Genomic DNA, 13,704 nt, shown 5'->3' with positions numbered 1-13,704 from the left:
TGTACGGGCCGTGCCGTTCGACATGGGAGACGTCCGGCGCGCAGGCACGGGAAGGCCGGGCGCCCCCCTGGCGGTGGGGCGCCCGGCCGCTTGGATCGCCGGACGGACTACGGGCAGTACTGCGCCTGCTTGCCGATCGACCGGTACATGCAGTCCGCGTTCTCCAGGAGCTGCAGCACCGCGTCCTTGTTGCGCGCCGTCTCGTTCGCGATGACCTCGTCCGGCGGGTAGAAGCCCCCGCCGCCCGAGCCGGTCGGGTACATCTCGAAGGTGTAGCCGAAGATCTTCTGGTCGCCCCACAGCCAGTCGTCGATCGTCCCGTCGGTGATGTACAGGTCGCTCGACTGCTCCGGCGTGTAGCCGTTGCTGGCCGCCATGCTGGTGCCGATCTTCTTGAACACGGCCAGGTCGTCGGCGGTCAGGCCGGGCGCCGTGTCGTTGTACGTCCACCCGAACGGCCACAGCACGAGCTCGCTGTACGTGTGGAAGTCGATGGCGGCCGTGATCTGCTGCTTGCCGCCGATCACGCGGCTGCGCACGAAGTCGGAGACCACCTTCACCTCGGGCGCCGACTCGGCGGCCGGGCCCCGGTAGGTCTCGGAGCTCTTGCTGCTGCTGGAGCCGCCGCAGCAGCCGAACTTGTAGTTCCAGTTGCGGTTCTCGTCCGTGCCGACGTAGGAGGAGCCGGCGTTGGGCTGCCGGTTCTTGCGCCAGGAGCGGTACGAGCCGGAGGCGATGTCGTACTCGCCGCCGTCGGGGTTGAGGTCGGGGATGATCCAGATCTCGCGGCCGTTGACCGCGTTGGTGACGCGCGAGTCCGTCCCGTACTTCGAGCCGAACTCCTTGATCAGGTAGAGGGCCATCTCGACGGTCAGGTGCTCACGGGCGTGCTGGTGCGCGGTGAAGAGCACCTCGGGCTCGGCCTCGTCGGTCGCGACGTTGTCGCTGATCTTGATCGCGACGAGGTCCCGGCCCTGGTAGGACTTCCCGATGACCCGCTTGCTGATGATCGAGGGGTACTGGGCGATGCGCTGGTCGATCTCCGCGCTCGCCTCGGCGTAGTTGTGGTAGAGCGCGTCCTTCGACGGGAAGTCGTTGATCCCGGCGGCGATGTCGCGCCCGTCGGAGCGGTCCGGCGGTCCGGGCAGCGCGGTCAGCTCGTAGCCGAGTGCGCGCAGCTTCTTGGCCTGCATCGGGTCGGCGCTGACGACGACCGAACGGGCGTCCACCTCGTCGATGGAGACGCCGGTACGGAGCAGGGCGGTGCGTTCCGTCGCGGTGGACGGGCCCTGGATCTCGTACTGGACGATCGACTCGTCCTGGGTGGCGGTCGACGGGGTGGGCGGCGGGGCGGCCGTCGCGCTCATGCCGTAGGCGGGTGCGCCGAGCGCGAGCGCGAGAAGGGCCGCCGTGATGGCGGCCCTTCGGCGGTGGTGGAGCCGCATGCGTTCTCCTGGGTGGGAGTGTGGGGGTAGCCGTGCGGACGCGCACAGCGTGCTCTCGTGGCATGTCCGGGTCAAGAACCCGAAATCGGCCAACCCCACACACCTACCTGCTACGGCAGCGAGTGGACCTTGGGACCCACCGCATTGGACCAAGCACTACCCGCCTTGGCGTCCCAGTTGGTCGACCAGGTCATCGCGCCGCGCAGTCCCGGGTAGGTCTTCGACGGCTTGAAGCTCCCGCAGCTCGTGCCGCGGGTCAGGCAGTCCAGCGCGTTGTTCACGATGGCCGGGGAGACGTAGCCGCTGCCCGCGCCGCTGGGGGAGGCCGGGACCCCGATGCCCACCTGCGAGGGGTCGAGCCCGCCCTCCAGCTGGATGCAGGCCAGCGCGGTGAGGAAGTCCACCGAGCCCTGGTGGTAGACGTTGCCGTCGCAGCCGTTCATCGAGCCGCTGTTGTAGTACTGCATGTTGACGACGGTCAGGATGTCCTTCACCGCGAGAGCCGTCTTGAAGTAGCCGCCCTGCGTGGACTGCATGTCGATGGTCTGCGGGGCCATGGTCAGGACGAGCGAGGGGCCGGCCTTCGCCGCCAGCGCGCGCAGCGCCTGGGTCATGTAGGTCGGGTTCAGGCCGTTCTCCAGGTCGATGTCGATCCCGGTGAAGCCGTACTCCTGCATCAGCGCGTACGCGGAGTTCGCGAGGTTGGTCGCGGACGCCGAGTCGTTGACCGAGATGGTGCCCTTCTCGCCGCCGATGGAGAGGATGACGGACTTGCCGGCCGCCTTCTTCGCGGCGATGTCCGCCTTGAACTGGGGGACCGTGTAGCCGCCGAGCCCGGCCGAGTCGAGGTTGAAGGTGATGCCGCCGGGCGTGGTCGTGGCGTCGGCGAAGGAGACGGCGATGATGTCGTACTGCGCCGAGACGTCGGAGATCTTCTGGACGGTCGCGCCGTTGTTGAAGTTCTGCCAGTAGCCCGTCAGCGCGTGCTTGGGCACCGACGGGTTCGGGTTGCCGCCCCCGCCGCTCGTGGTGGTGCCGGGCACGGCCGCGCCCTTCGCGCCCTCGCCGGCCGCGTTGTACGCGCTCACCTGGAAGGAGTACGTGGTCGACGCGGCGAGCCCGGTGATCTGCGCCGAGGTGCCCGAGGTCACGGTCTGGACGCGGACGCCGTCCTGATACACGTAATACCCGGCGGCCCCGGTGACCGTGTTCCACGAAAGGGTGAGCCCGCTGGAGCTCTGGCCGGAAACGGCGCTGCCGGCCGGGGCGCCGGGGATGGTCGGCGACGGGTCGGTGCCGCCTCCGCCGTCGGGGCCGAAGACGCTGAACTCGTCCACGACGAAGCCCGGCTGGCCGTACCAGCCGTGGGTGTAGACGGTGACCTGGGTGGTGCTCGGGCCGGTGGTGAAGGTGGTGGACAGCTTCTGGAAGCCGCCGCCGGTGCCGGGGGTCCAGGTGGAGACGTCCTGGGTGCCGGTCCCGGTCGCGCCGAGGTACACGTACGAGCCGTTGACCTGCTGGCTCAGCGTGTACGTGGAACCCGGCTTGACGGTGACGACCTGGCTGCACCGGGCGTTGTCCTGGCCCGCCGGGGTGGCCTTGAGGGCGCCGGCCCCCGCGAAGACGGGGGAGGAGACGACGGCGCCGCTGCCGGAGGTGCACGTCCAGTTGGCGAGGCCGGACTCGAAGCCGCCGTTGCGGACGACGTTGACGTCGGCGGCCTGGGCGGTGCCGGTGGCCAGGGTGGTGAGCCCGGCGGCGGCGAGGGTCACGGCGAGCGGGATGGCGAGGGAGCGGATGCGGTTCACGTGGGCTCCGTGGGGGGAGTGGGGAAGTGAGGGCGCGTCAAAAGCGTGTTCGAGGCAAGTGGGGTGCCCTGCGGCCAAGTTGGTCTAGTCCAATGTCCATGTCAAGAGTGTTTGCAATATGGCTTGAACTGATCGACCCGACCGTCGTCTTCCGATCCTTGTTGTCCGGATTTTCCCGCCCTCTGTGACACGTGCCGGTGGCACGGGAATCCGCAAGGCCCTGCCCTGTCAGGAAGGACGTGGATATGGTGCTGGAGCAAGGGGGAAGGGTGTTGATCGTTTGCGGTCGCGCAGCACGCGCGCCCGCACGGCGGTCAGGGGAACGCCCGTGGATGACGGGGTGAACGGGGGGATGCGCGTGCCGATCGCCATTGCTGTCACCAGCGCCGATCTGGTGCTGCCGGCCCCGGACCGGCACACCCCGGCCGCCGCCGTACTGCCTCCGCCCGAGGAGCTCGACCTGGACGGCGCGCTCGCCCAGACGGCCGGCCTGCTGGAGCGCCACGGCCACCTGGTGGTCCTCGTGCCGTCCTGGCTGCGGGTCTCCGCCCTCCGCCGCCTGCACACCGTCCGGGCCATCCTGGAAACCGACCGGATCGCTCTGGTCGACGTCGATCTCCCGCCGCTGGGAACCGCCCTGCTGGTGCGTCAGCTGCGCCAGCTCACGGTCAGCGACTTCAGCCCCGGAGTCCTCGCCTCCGCCGCCCGGCTCCTCACGCACTACATCTACGCGGGCGCCCTGCTCGGCTCGGTCGCCAAGCTGGACCGCATCCCGGTCGGGCTCAAGGCGCACGCGAAGTCCTGGTCCCCGAACGCCCAGTTCGCCGTACTGGCCAACCCGACCCCCCACCTGGTCAAACTGGGCTCGGGCTCCGGCGCGGCCCACGGCGGCGGCCCCGCGCTCCCCCCGGGACCCGAGTTCGCCACCCACCTCACCTTCGCCCGCGGCCAGCTCACCACCGACTGGGTGGCCTCCGAGCTGGCCCCCGCCTGGCGGGTCCAGGGCGTCATGGAGAGCCAGCTGCCCGCCGACTCGCCCGCCTGGTGGGCCACGCCGAAGCTCGTGGAGTTCGCGGCCGCCATCCCGGACCCCTCGGTGCTCTACCAGCTCGTCGCCTCGGTCCGCCGCGAGGAGTGCCGCTGGTGCGGGTTCGAGCTCATCGGCGACCGCTGCGGCTTCTGCGCCGCCCCGCTCCTCGCACCGCAGCCGCCCCCGCCGACGGCAGCCGGATCCGCGTCGGGATCCGCCTCCGCCTCCGCGGCCCGGCTCCGCCCCAGATCCAGATCCAGACACTGACCGGCCCGAACGAATGAAGAACGGCGAGGTAAGACGGCCATGAACTCACGCCAGCGCCGCGGCGTCATCCTGCTGATCCTGTCGGTCCTGTGCGCCCTCGCCGCCTTCGGCGGAGTCCTCGTGGTGATGGGAGACGTCAACTCCAAGGTCGGCAACGAGGTCGTCGCCTACCGGGTCAAGGGCGACATAGCCCCGTACACCCCCCTGACGGCCGGCCAGTTCGAGCAGGTCACGCTCCCGAAGCGGTGGCTGTCCGCGACCGCCGTCACGGACCTCGGCGCACTCAGGGACAAGCTGGCGCTCACCGCCCTGAAGAAGGGCTCGCTGCTCCAGAGCGACATGTTCGTCGACAAGCCGAAGCTCCAGGCCGGGGAGCAGGAGATGGCCATCATGATCGACGCCTCGACGGGCGTGGCGGGCAAAGTCACCCCCGGCTCCAAGGTCAACATCATCGGCACCTTCAAGAGCAAGAAGGCCGACGGCCCCGACACGTCGGTGGTCATGGTGGCCAACGCCCGCGTCATCAACGTCGGCAAGCTCACCCCCCTCGACCCCAAGGACAGCGACAAGAAGGCCACCGACGCCGTCCCGATCACCTTCGCCCTGTCCACCGAGGACACCCAGCGCGTCGCCTACGCCGAGTCCTTCGCGGTGCACGTACGCCTGGCCCTGGTGGCACCCGGCACCGACTCGGCGCCCAACCCGGGCGACCGCTACTACACCCTCGAAGGGGACAAGTGAGGCGCCGATGACCACTCGCATCCTCCCCGCGGTCGGCGACCCGGAATCCGCGCGCATCATCGCCACCCTGCTCAGCCAGCTCCCGGGCGCCGAGCCGGCCGCCCCCGTCCCCGACTCCACCTTCCTCCTCGACACGCTCGCCCGGCTCGCCGCCGAGTCGATCGACGAACTGCCCGAGGTGGTCCTCGTACACGAGCGGATCGGTCCGCTCCCCGTCCTGGACCTCATCCGCGAGGTCGCCCTGCGCTTCCCCGCCGTCGGCGTCGTCCTCGTCACCTCCGACACGAGCCCCGCCCTCTTCTCCGCCGCCATGGACTCCGGCGCCCGCGGCCTGATCGGCCTGCCCCTGGCCTACGAGGAGCTCGCCGCCCGCGTCCAGGCCGCCGCCCAGTGGTCCGTGGGCGTACGCCGCCACCTGGGCCGCGGCCCGGAGCTGCCCAGCGGCCCGGGCGGCAAGGTCGTCACGGTCACCGGGGCCAAGGGCGGGGTCGGCGCCACCTTCGCGGCCGTGCAGTTCGCACTGGCCGCGGTGGCCGCGGGCCGGCGCACCGCCCTGGTCGACCTGGACCTCCAGGCCGGCGACATCGGCTCGTACCTCGACGTGCAGTTCCGCCGCTCCATCGCCGACCTCGCCGGCATCCAGGACATCTCCCCGCGCGTCCTGTCGGACGCCGTCTACGACGACCGCACCGGGCTCGCGCTGCTCCTGGCGCCGGCCGACGGCGAACGCGGCGAGGAGGTCGACGACCGCGCCGCCCGTCACGTGATCGCCGCCCTGCGCGCCCGCTACGAGCTGGTCGTCATCGACTGCGGAACCCAGGTGACCGGCGCCAACGCGGCCGCCGTGGAACTCGCGGACGTGGCCGTCCTGGTCACCACCCCCGACGTGATAGCCGTACGGGCCGCCAAGCGGATGGTCCGGATGTGGGAACGCCTCCAGGTCAGGAAGGCGGAGGAAACGACCATGGTCGTCAACCGCTGGTCCAAGCAGACCGAGATCCAGCCCGCCCTGATAGAGAAGATCACCAAGACCCGGGCGGTACGCACCCCCGTGCCGGCGGCCTTCAAGGAACTCCAGGCCGTCGTCGACGCGGGCCGGGTGCAGGACCTGGACAACCGCTCGACGGTCAAGCAGGCCCTGTGGGCGGTGGCGGGCGAACTGGGCCTGCTGACCGCCCCCGACGCGGACCCCGCCGCCGTCCCCTCTGCGGAGCCCGGCGCGGCCCTGGCGGTACGGGGCTCCGGGCCGGTGGCCCGGCTGCGCGGCGGCGACCGCGGCGCCCTCGGACCGTGGCTGCGGCGCGGGCGGGAGGGCTGAGGGGTGTCCGGGCGGAGACGGGCCGGGGTACTGAGCCGGATACGGGGCCGTGGGGATCGGGGGCAGGTGGCGTTCGAGTTCGTCGGCATGCTCCCGTTCATCCTGCTCATCGTGGTGGCGGTGTGGGAGTGCGTGCTGATCGGGTACGCGTACTCCCTGGCCGGGAACGCGGCGGACGAGGCGGCACGGGTGGGCGCGGTGCACGGAGAGGGTGCCTGCCAGACAGCCGCGCGGGAGCACATCTCGGCGGGCTGGAAAATGCCGCCCGCGCAGTGCGGGGCCTCGGGGAACCTCTACACGGCCAAGGTCAGGCTCAACCTTCCCATCCTGTTCCCGGGCTTCGACATCGGCATCCCCATCGAAGGCCACGGCGGCTCCCCGAACGAGCAGGAGGACTGAGATGAACCGGCTCCGCAGCATCCGCGGCGGCGATCGCGACCGGGGTCAAGTCGCCCTGGAGTACATCGGTTTCCTGCCCTTCCTGCTCCTGGTCGGGCTTGGCGGGATCCAGCTCGGCTGGTCCGCCTACGTGGTCCAGCAGGCCGAGACGGCGGCTCGTACGGCGGCGCGCGTGGAAGCGCGCGAGCGGGGCACGGGGGTGCAAGCAGGACTGGCAGCGATCAGGCCGAGCCTCGCGCGGCGAGCGGACATCAGCCCGGGTAGGACTGGGGACGCGATCACGATGAGGGTGACCATCACCATCGACTCGATCGTGCCCGGGGTGGCCGACCGCACCGTCACCCGGACCGCCGCCATGCCCGAAGACTGGAAGTGACCGGACCATGAGCCTGCGTTCCAGGGTGAACACCCCCGACGACCGCCACAACCCGCGCGAGGACGGCCGCCTGGTCTCCTCGTACCGCGCGAAGCTGCTGGAGGAGATCGACCTCGCCGAGATGTCCGCGCTCGCGCCGGCAGAGCGCCGCGCGCGCCTGGAGCGCGTCCTCGGCCACATCATCAGCCGCGAGGGCCCGGTCCTCTCCACCGCCGAGCGGTCCCAGCTCATCCGCCGCGTCGTGGACGAGGCCCTCGGCCTCGGCGTGCTCGAACCGCTCCTCGAAGACCCGACCATCTCCGAGATCATGGTCAACGGCCCCGACCAGATCTTCGTGGAGCGTTCCGGCCGCGTGGAGCAGCTCCCGCTCCGCTTCGCCTCGCACGAGCAGCTGATGCAGACCATCGAGCGCATCGTCTCCACGGTCAACCGCCGTGTGGACGAGGCGAACCCGATGGTCGACGCCCGTCTGCCCAGCGGCGAGCGCGTCAACGTGATCATCCCGCCGCTCTCCCTGACCGGCGCCACCCTCACGATCCGCCGCTTCCCCCGCGCCTTCACTCTCCACGAGATGATCGGCGTCGGCTCCCTGGACGAGCAGATGGTCCTCCTGCTGTCGGGTCTGGTCGCGGCCAAGCTGAACGTGATCGTCTCCGGCGCCACCGGCACCGGCAAGACCACCCTCCTCAACGCCCTCTCCGGCCTGATCCCGGAGGGCGAGCGCATCATCACGATCGAGGACTCCGCCGAGCTCCAGCTCCAGCAGGCGCACGTCATCCGGCTCGAATCCCGCCCGGCCAACGTGGAGGGCAAGGGAGAGATCACCATCCGCGACCTGGTCCGCAACTCCCTGCGCATGCGCCCCGACCGCATCATCGTCGGCGAGGTCCGCGGCGGCGAGACGCTCGACATGCTCCAGGCGATGTCCACCGGTCACGACGGCTCGCTGGCCACCGTGCACGCGAACAGTTCCGTCGACGCCCTGATGCGCCTGCAGACCCTCGCCTCGATGTCCGAGGTGGAGATCCCCTTCGAGGCGCTCCAGGACCAGATCAACAGCGCCGTCCACGTCATCGTCCAGCTCACCCGCTTCGGCGACGGCACGCGCCGCATCACCGAGATCTCCCTCCTCGACTCGCACGGCCGCGAGCCCTTCCGCATCACGACGGTCTGCCGCTTCGCGGCGATGCCCATGGGCCCCGACGGCCGCGTCCACGGCCGCTTCGAGTACTACCCGCTGCCGCGCTGGCTCGCCGACCGCCTCTACATGAACAACCAGCCGATCCCGCAGGCCTTCGGGGTCGAGTCGGTGCCGGCCGACCCGCTCACGGACCCCCTCACCGGCCCCCTGCCCGCCCGCATCACCCGGACCGCCTTGTGAACCCACTCGTCCTCCTCACCCTCGGCGCCACGCTGCTGGCCTGCGTCCTCGTGGTCGTCGGCCTCCACGTCTACGCCGCCGGCCGCGCCCAGCGCGCCGCGCTCATCGAGCGCCTCTCGGCGACCGGCATGCCCGCGCCCCTCGGCCGTACGCGCCGCTTCCAGGGCGTGGACCGGCGCCTGCGCAAGACCCAGCTGGGGCGCGGCATCGAGCGCAAGCTCGCGGTGACCGGCCTGGACCTCACCGTCGGCGAGTACTTCGTCTACATGCTGGCCACGGTCGCCGGGATCTGGCTGGTCTCGGCCTCCTTCCTGGCCCCCTTCTTCGGCCCGGTGGCCGGCCTGATCGCCCTCTGGGGCGCCAACGCCTTCCTCAACTGGCAGCGGTCGCGCCGCACCGAGCGGTTCATCAACCAGCTCCCCGACCTGGCCCGGATCCTCGCCAACGCCACCCAGGCCGGCCTGGCCCTGCGTACCGCCATCGGCATGGCGGCCGAGGAACTGGAGGCACCGGCCGGCGAGGAACTGGCCCGGGTCGCCAACCGGCTCGCGGTCGGGCACTCCATCGAGGAGGCTCTGGGGGAGATCGAAGAACGACTGCCCTCCCGCGAGTTGGTCGTACTCGTCTCCACCCTCGTCCTGTCCGCCCGCGCGGGCGGGGCGATCGTCGGCAGCCTGCGCAACCTCACGGTGACGCTGGAGCAGCGCAAGGAGACCCGTCGGGAGGTCCGTACCCAGCTGTCCCAGGTCACGGCCACCGCGTACCTCGTCCCGGTGATGGGCGTCGGCTCGCTGCTCCTCGTGGACGCGATGATGCCCGGCGCCCTGGACCGGATGACCGGAGCGGGCATCGGGCAGATCGCCGTACTGATCGCCCTGGGGCTCTTCGCGCTCGGATTCCTGGCCATCCGCCGCCTGTCCAAGATCGACGTATGAGGAGGTCCGCATGATCGCGCTGCTCCTGGCCCTGGCCGTGGGCCTGTCGGTCTTCGGCGTGTTCCACGGCGTCCGGCTCTACCGCGCCGACACCAAACTCCCGTCCGACCTGATGCTGGCCCTGGAGGTCGGCGCCACCCGCACGACGGCCGTCGGCTCCCTCATCGACCGCATCGGCATCCGCTACGCGCCGCTGATACTGCGCCTGATGGGCCCCGACCGGGTGGCGCGCAAGCGCCGCCAGATCGACACGGCGGGCAACCCGTCCGGCCTGACCATCGACCGCTACGCCGCCCGCCGCGCCGTGTACGCCTTCCTCGGCGCGGTCGGCGCCTTCGCCATGCTGATCAACGGCCAGCTGATCCTGGCCCTGCTGATGGTCGCCTTCGGCCTTTTCTGGATCGAGGCCGGCCTCTGGTCGGCGATCCGGATCCGTCGCGACCACATCGACCGGACCCTGCCGGACTTCCTGGACGTCCTCGCCGTGGTCGTCAGCGCCGGGCTCGGCTTCCGGCCCGCGCTGGAGCGGGTCGCGGACAAGTACGAGGGCCCGTGGTCCGACGAGATCCGGATCACCCTCCAGCAGATGACCATGGGCGTCAGCCGCCGCCAGGCCTTCGACGAGCTGCGCCGCCGCAACGACTCCGAGCAGGTCGCGCAGTTCGTCACCGCCCTCCAGCAGGGCGAGGAGCTCGGCTCCCCGATCGTCGACACCCTGATCGCCATCGCCGAGGACATGCGGCGTACGGACGCCCAGAACGCCCGCCGCCGGGCCGCCAAGGCCGTCCCGAAGGCCACCTTCGTCGTCACGATGTTCATGCTCCCCGGGACCATGATCCTTCTGATCGGCGGGTTCGTGTACGGAGCCGACGTGGACTTCGGCGCCATGTTCGGGGGCGGCTGAGCCATGACCGCCTCGCTGGATGCCATGGCGTCCGCCGCCGCACGCGACCGGCCGTCCGCCCGCCCCGCGGTGCAGCTGCCGATCGCCCTCCAGGCCAACGCCCTGCAGGCGCTGTGCCGCCAGGTCTTCGCCTTCCGCCTCGTGATGATCGCCCTCGCGACGCCGGTGGTGCTGAGCCGCACGGCGCCCGGGGCACCGACGCACCTGGCGGGCGGAGCGGTCCTGCTGACCTTCCTGCTGTCCTACGTCCTGTTCCGCGAATGGGAGCGCTTCGGACCGCTGCTCCTGCGCCACCGCTGGCCGCTGGTGGTCGACTGGGCTTTCTTCGGCGGACTCCTGTTCCTGACGGCCACCCCCGGCTCCCCGCTCCTCCTCATCGCGGTGTGCACCCCGCTCCTCGCCGGGATCGTCTACGGTCGCCCCGGCGCGGCGGTCTACGCGATCGTCCAGGCGGCCGTGGTGGCGCTCGTCGCCGAGGCCCTGACGCTGGCCGTGCTCTGCGTCCTGGCGGGTGCGGCCGGGGCCTCCCTGCGCAGCCTGCTCCTCCGCTTCGGCACGGCCGGCCAGGCCCTGCTGGAGACCCGTGCCCGCCGGGCGGTGGCGGAGGCGGTGCAAGCCGAACGGGAACACCTGGCCCGCGAGTTGCACGACTCCCTCGCGAAGACCCTGCACGGCCTGGCCCTGGCCGCCGACTCCCTGAGTCGCACCACCGACCCTGCGACCCTCCGCCGCCAGGCCGCCCTGGTGTCCGGCGCGGCCCGCCGCGCGGCGACGGAGTCCCGGGAGGTACTGGACGACCTGCGAAGGGACTTGGACGCGCCGGGGGTGTCCCTGGCCTCGGAACTCCAGGCCCGGATCGGCCCCGACCCCGACGTCGCCGAGCTGCGCGTGACCGGCACCCTCCCGGTGGTGCCGTCCCCCGTGGCCCGGCACTTGCTGGCGGTGGCGGGGGAGGCCGTGGAGAACGCCCGGCGCCATGCGGGGGCCGCACGGATCACGGTAGAGGCGGCCGTCGACGCCCCTGATCTCCTCCTGGTGATCGAAGACGACGGACGCGGGCTCCCGGACGATGTCGACCTCGCGTCGCTGTCCGGCGCGGGCCGCTTCGGCTTGGTGGGCATGGCGGAACGAGCGGCCGCGATCGGTGCCCGCCTCCACATCGGTTCCCGCCCGGGCGGGCAGCCGGGGACACAGGTCCGCCTGGCCCTTCCGCTGTCGGCCCTCGCCGTGGGGAGGGGTGTGTGATGGCGCCGCTGCGCGTGCTCATCGCCGACGACAACCCGGTCGTACGGGCCGGCCTGGCGGCTCTCCTGGATACCGCCGAGGACATACAGGTGGCGGCGGAGGCGGCGGACGGCCGCGAGGCGCTCCGCCTGACGCGGCTCCACTCCCCGGATGTGGTCCTCCTGGACGTCCGGATGCCGGGCGTGGACGGCATCTCGGCCCTGCCGCACCTCGTGCAGCTCGCATCGGTGCTGATGCTGACGTACAGCCAGGAGTCGGAGATCGTCCGCGAGGCGCTGCTGCTGGGTGCGGGCGGCTACTTGGTGCACGGCGAATTCACGCCGGATCACCTCGTCGAAGCCGTCCGCGACGTCCGCGCGGGGCGGGCGCATTTCAGCCCGACGGCGGCGAGTGCGGTCCTCGCGGAACTCCGGACCTCTTCGCATCCGCAACGAACTGTGGGACAGTCGTCGGAGCGCCTTCCCAACCATGCTGTGTTCGGGCTGAGTTCACGTGAGGAGGAGGTCATGGGTCTCATCGCTTCCGGCATGAGTAACCAGCAGATCGCAGCCAGTTGCTTTATCAGTGAGAAGACGGTCAAGAACCACATCAACCGGATCTTCGCGAAGCTCCAGACCGCCACCCGCAGCGAGGCGATAGCCCGTTGGCTGGGAACCGCCCGTCCGGGGGTGACTGGCCATGGGTAGACGGAGTGCGCAGTGGGTCCGTAATTGGGTCCCGGGACCCTTTGCAACTGCTGGTGCGTCGGCGTACCGTCCGCGAACCGATAACGGCGCCGGCTCTGGAGAGGACTCCCATGCAGAACCTCAGACTGCTCAAGGCGATCGTCGAGCGGAAGAACAGCGTGCGGCGGGGTGGGGACGAGGGGCAGACGGTCTTCGAGTATCTGGGGATCATCGTGATCATCGCGTTGATCATCACGGCGATCATTGCGTCTGGGCTGGCAGGCGACATCGTGGGTGCCATCGATGCGGCCTTGAAGAAGATCACGGGTTGATGACCGGCCCCGGCTCGCGTGACCGGGGCCAGGTTCTCCCTTTCTATGTCGCGATGATGGCCTGCCTGCTCTTCGCCGCGTTGGCCTTCGTTGTCGTCGGTATGGCGGGGGCCACGCGCAGCGATGCTCAGGGTGCCGCCGATGCGGCGGCACTCGCCGCTGCCCGCGAGACCCGGGACAACCTGTTCGTGGGCATGGATCTCCTCACGCTCACACCCGCTGACTGGAAAGACATCCTTGACGGTGATCGGCTCAACCCGAACGGGGCTTGCGCGAAGGCGCACGACTTTGCCGCCTCGAATGGTGCCACTGCGGAATGCAGCGCTGGGGTATTGAGGTTCACCGTCGCCACGGAGACTGACAAGTCGATCGGGGACACGGTCATCCCCGGGACTGAGGACAGGAAGGGCCATGCCTCAGCGACTGCCGTGATCGAGCCTAGGTGCGCACTACAGCCGGGGCCGACCCCCACCGCGACACCGTCGCCCAGCGCGTCACCCGGTCCGGTTGTCATCGATTGCAGGGGCAGTGGTGAGGTCAAGGTGAACCCTTCAACGCCAGGTCCATTGACCAAGCTGGCGAGGCAGCTCTTCAATGTGCGACTGATCAACTGACAACGACCCGAAGGACAAGGAAGCGGAGCACATGGGCATTCGGCAGAAGGTGAAGGTCCGCGGGGGAGCGGCCGTTGCGGTTGCGGCGGTCTTGGCCCTCGCGTTGGCCGGGTGCGGCGGAGATAGCGGCAAGGCGAAGGAGCCGGCGAAGTCCGAGGCTCCCCAGAGCCAGGGGAGTAGTAGTCCTCGGCAGCCCGCGCCCACCGCGAGCAAGGACTCGGGTCCTCTCGAAGTAGTTGCTACG

14 protein-coding genes are annotated in these 13,704 nt (G+C 70.5%); 12 read left to right on the top strand and 2 right to left on the bottom strand.

All coding sequences use genetic code 11. The features are described from left to right. Positions 1-107: 107 nt before the first annotated feature. Entirely contained in the window at positions 108-1,445 is a 1,338-nt protein-coding gene (locus tag OG276_RS13025) for a M14 family metallopeptidase (protein WP_266905056.1), read from the bottom strand. A 110-nt stretch (positions 1,446-1,555) separates the two neighbouring features. Further along, the gene (locus OG276_RS13020; RefSeq protein WP_266912763.1) at positions 1,556-3,217 is read right to left on the bottom strand and encodes a chitinase; all 1,662 of its coding nucleotides are present in this window, start codon (positions 3,215-3,217) and stop codon (positions 1,556-1,558) included. Between the two features lie 394 nt (positions 3,218-3,611). Here OG276_RS13020 and OG276_RS13015 point away from each other — a divergent pair, with 394 nt between their 5' ends. The 12 genes from OG276_RS13015 (at position 3,612) to OG276_RS12960 (ending at position 13,460) form a co-directional block, all read left to right on the top strand. Continuing rightward, entirely contained in the window at positions 3,612-4,550 is a 939-nt protein-coding gene (locus tag OG276_RS13015; RefSeq protein WP_353963459.1) for a hypothetical protein, read from the top strand. 39 nt (positions 4,551-4,589) lie between these two features. Next, a complete protein-coding gene (cpaB, locus tag OG276_RS13010; protein ID WP_266905052.1) occupies positions 4,590-5,291 on the top strand; it encodes a Flp pilus assembly protein CpaB in 702 nt (233 codons plus the stop codon). 7 nt (positions 5,292-5,298) lie between these two features. Then, a complete protein-coding gene (locus OG276_RS13005) occupies positions 5,299-6,609 on the top strand; it encodes an AAA family ATPase (protein WP_266905050.1) in 1,311 nt (436 codons plus the stop codon). 66 nt (positions 6,610-6,675) lie between these two features. Continuing rightward, entirely contained in the window at positions 6,676-7,008 is a 333-nt protein-coding gene (locus OG276_RS13000; RefSeq protein ID WP_266905048.1) for a TadE/TadG family type IV pilus assembly protein, read from the top strand. Between the two features lies 1 nt (position 7,009). Beyond that, positions 7,010-7,384, top strand: a complete 375-nt coding sequence (locus OG276_RS12995) for a TadE/TadG family type IV pilus assembly protein (protein ID WP_266905046.1) — start codon at positions 7,010-7,012, stop codon at positions 7,382-7,384. Between the two features lie 7 nt (positions 7,385-7,391). Beyond that, complete coding sequence (locus tag OG276_RS12990) at positions 7,392-8,765, top strand: CpaF family protein (RefSeq protein WP_266905044.1); 1,374 nt, start codon at positions 7,392-7,394, stop codon at positions 8,763-8,765. Next, entirely contained in the window at positions 8,762-9,700 is a 939-nt protein-coding gene (locus OG276_RS12985; RefSeq protein WP_266905042.1) for a type II secretion system F family protein, read from the top strand. Before OG276_RS12990 ends, OG276_RS12985 begins: the two co-directional genes overlap by 4 nt. A 13-nt stretch (positions 9,701-9,713) precedes the next feature. Then, positions 9,714-10,604, top strand: coding sequence for a DUF5936 domain-containing protein (locus OG276_RS12980; protein WP_266912761.1), 891 nt, complete (start codon positions 9,714-9,716; stop codon positions 10,602-10,604). A 3-nt stretch (positions 10,605-10,607) separates the two neighbouring features. Further along, entirely contained in the window at positions 10,608-11,849 is a 1,242-nt protein-coding gene (locus OG276_RS12975) for a sensor histidine kinase (RefSeq protein ID WP_266905040.1), read from the top strand. Next, positions 11,849-12,535 (top strand): response regulator transcription factor, encoded by a 687-nt coding sequence (locus tag OG276_RS12970; protein WP_266912759.1) that lies wholly within the window; start codon positions 11,849-11,851, stop codon positions 12,533-12,535. The genes OG276_RS12975 and OG276_RS12970 overlap by 1 nt, the downstream gene beginning before the upstream one ends. A 110-nt stretch (positions 12,536-12,645) precedes the next feature. Beyond that, positions 12,646-12,846 carry a hypothetical protein gene (locus tag OG276_RS12965; protein ID WP_266905038.1) on the top strand — a complete coding sequence of 67 codons (201 nt, stop codon included), beginning with the start codon at positions 12,646-12,648 and terminating at the stop codon, positions 12,844-12,846. Continuing rightward, positions 12,846-13,460 carry a pilus assembly protein TadG-related protein gene (locus OG276_RS12960; RefSeq protein ID WP_266905036.1) on the top strand — a complete coding sequence of 205 codons (615 nt, stop codon included), beginning with the start codon at positions 12,846-12,848 and terminating at the stop codon, positions 13,458-13,460. Before OG276_RS12965 ends, OG276_RS12960 begins: the two co-directional genes overlap by 1 nt. The last annotated feature ends 244 nt before the right edge of the window (positions 13,461-13,704 follow it).

It is taken from the genome of Streptomyces sp. NBC_00086 (assembly GCF_026343255.1).
GTDB lineage: Bacteria > Actinomycetota > Actinomycetes > Streptomycetales > Streptomycetaceae > Streptomyces.
Note: the sequence above shows the minus strand (reverse complement) of the source record. Positions and strands in the feature narration are given on the sequence as shown.

Coding starts and splice junctions, on each gene's coding strand:
- OG276_RS12975 (WP_266905040.1), top strand. CDS start 10,608: ATGACCGCCTCGCTGGATGCCATGGCGTCCGCCGCCGCACGCGACCGG.
- OG276_RS12960 (WP_266905036.1), top strand. CDS start 12,846: ATGACCGGCCCCGGCTCGCGTGACCGGGGCCAGGTTCTCCCTTTCTAT.
- OG276_RS13025 (WP_266905056.1), bottom strand. CDS start 1,445: ATGCGGCTCCACCACCGCCGAAGGGCCGCCATCACGGCGGCCCTTCTC.
- cpaB (WP_266905052.1), top strand. CDS start 4,590: ATGAACTCACGCCAGCGCCGCGGCGTCATCCTGCTGATCCTGTCGGTC.
- OG276_RS12965 (WP_266905038.1), top strand. CDS start 12,646: ATGCAGAACCTCAGACTGCTCAAGGCGATCGTCGAGCGGAAGAACAGC.
- OG276_RS12970 (WP_266912759.1), top strand. CDS start 11,849: ATGGCGCCGCTGCGCGTGCTCATCGCCGACGACAACCCGGTCGTACGG.
- OG276_RS12995 (WP_266905046.1), top strand. CDS start 7,010: ATGAACCGGCTCCGCAGCATCCGCGGCGGCGATCGCGACCGGGGTCAA.
- OG276_RS13005 (WP_266905050.1), top strand. CDS start 5,299: ATGACCACTCGCATCCTCCCCGCGGTCGGCGACCCGGAATCCGCGCGC.
- OG276_RS12990 (WP_266905044.1), top strand. CDS start 7,392: ATGAGCCTGCGTTCCAGGGTGAACACCCCCGACGACCGCCACAACCCG.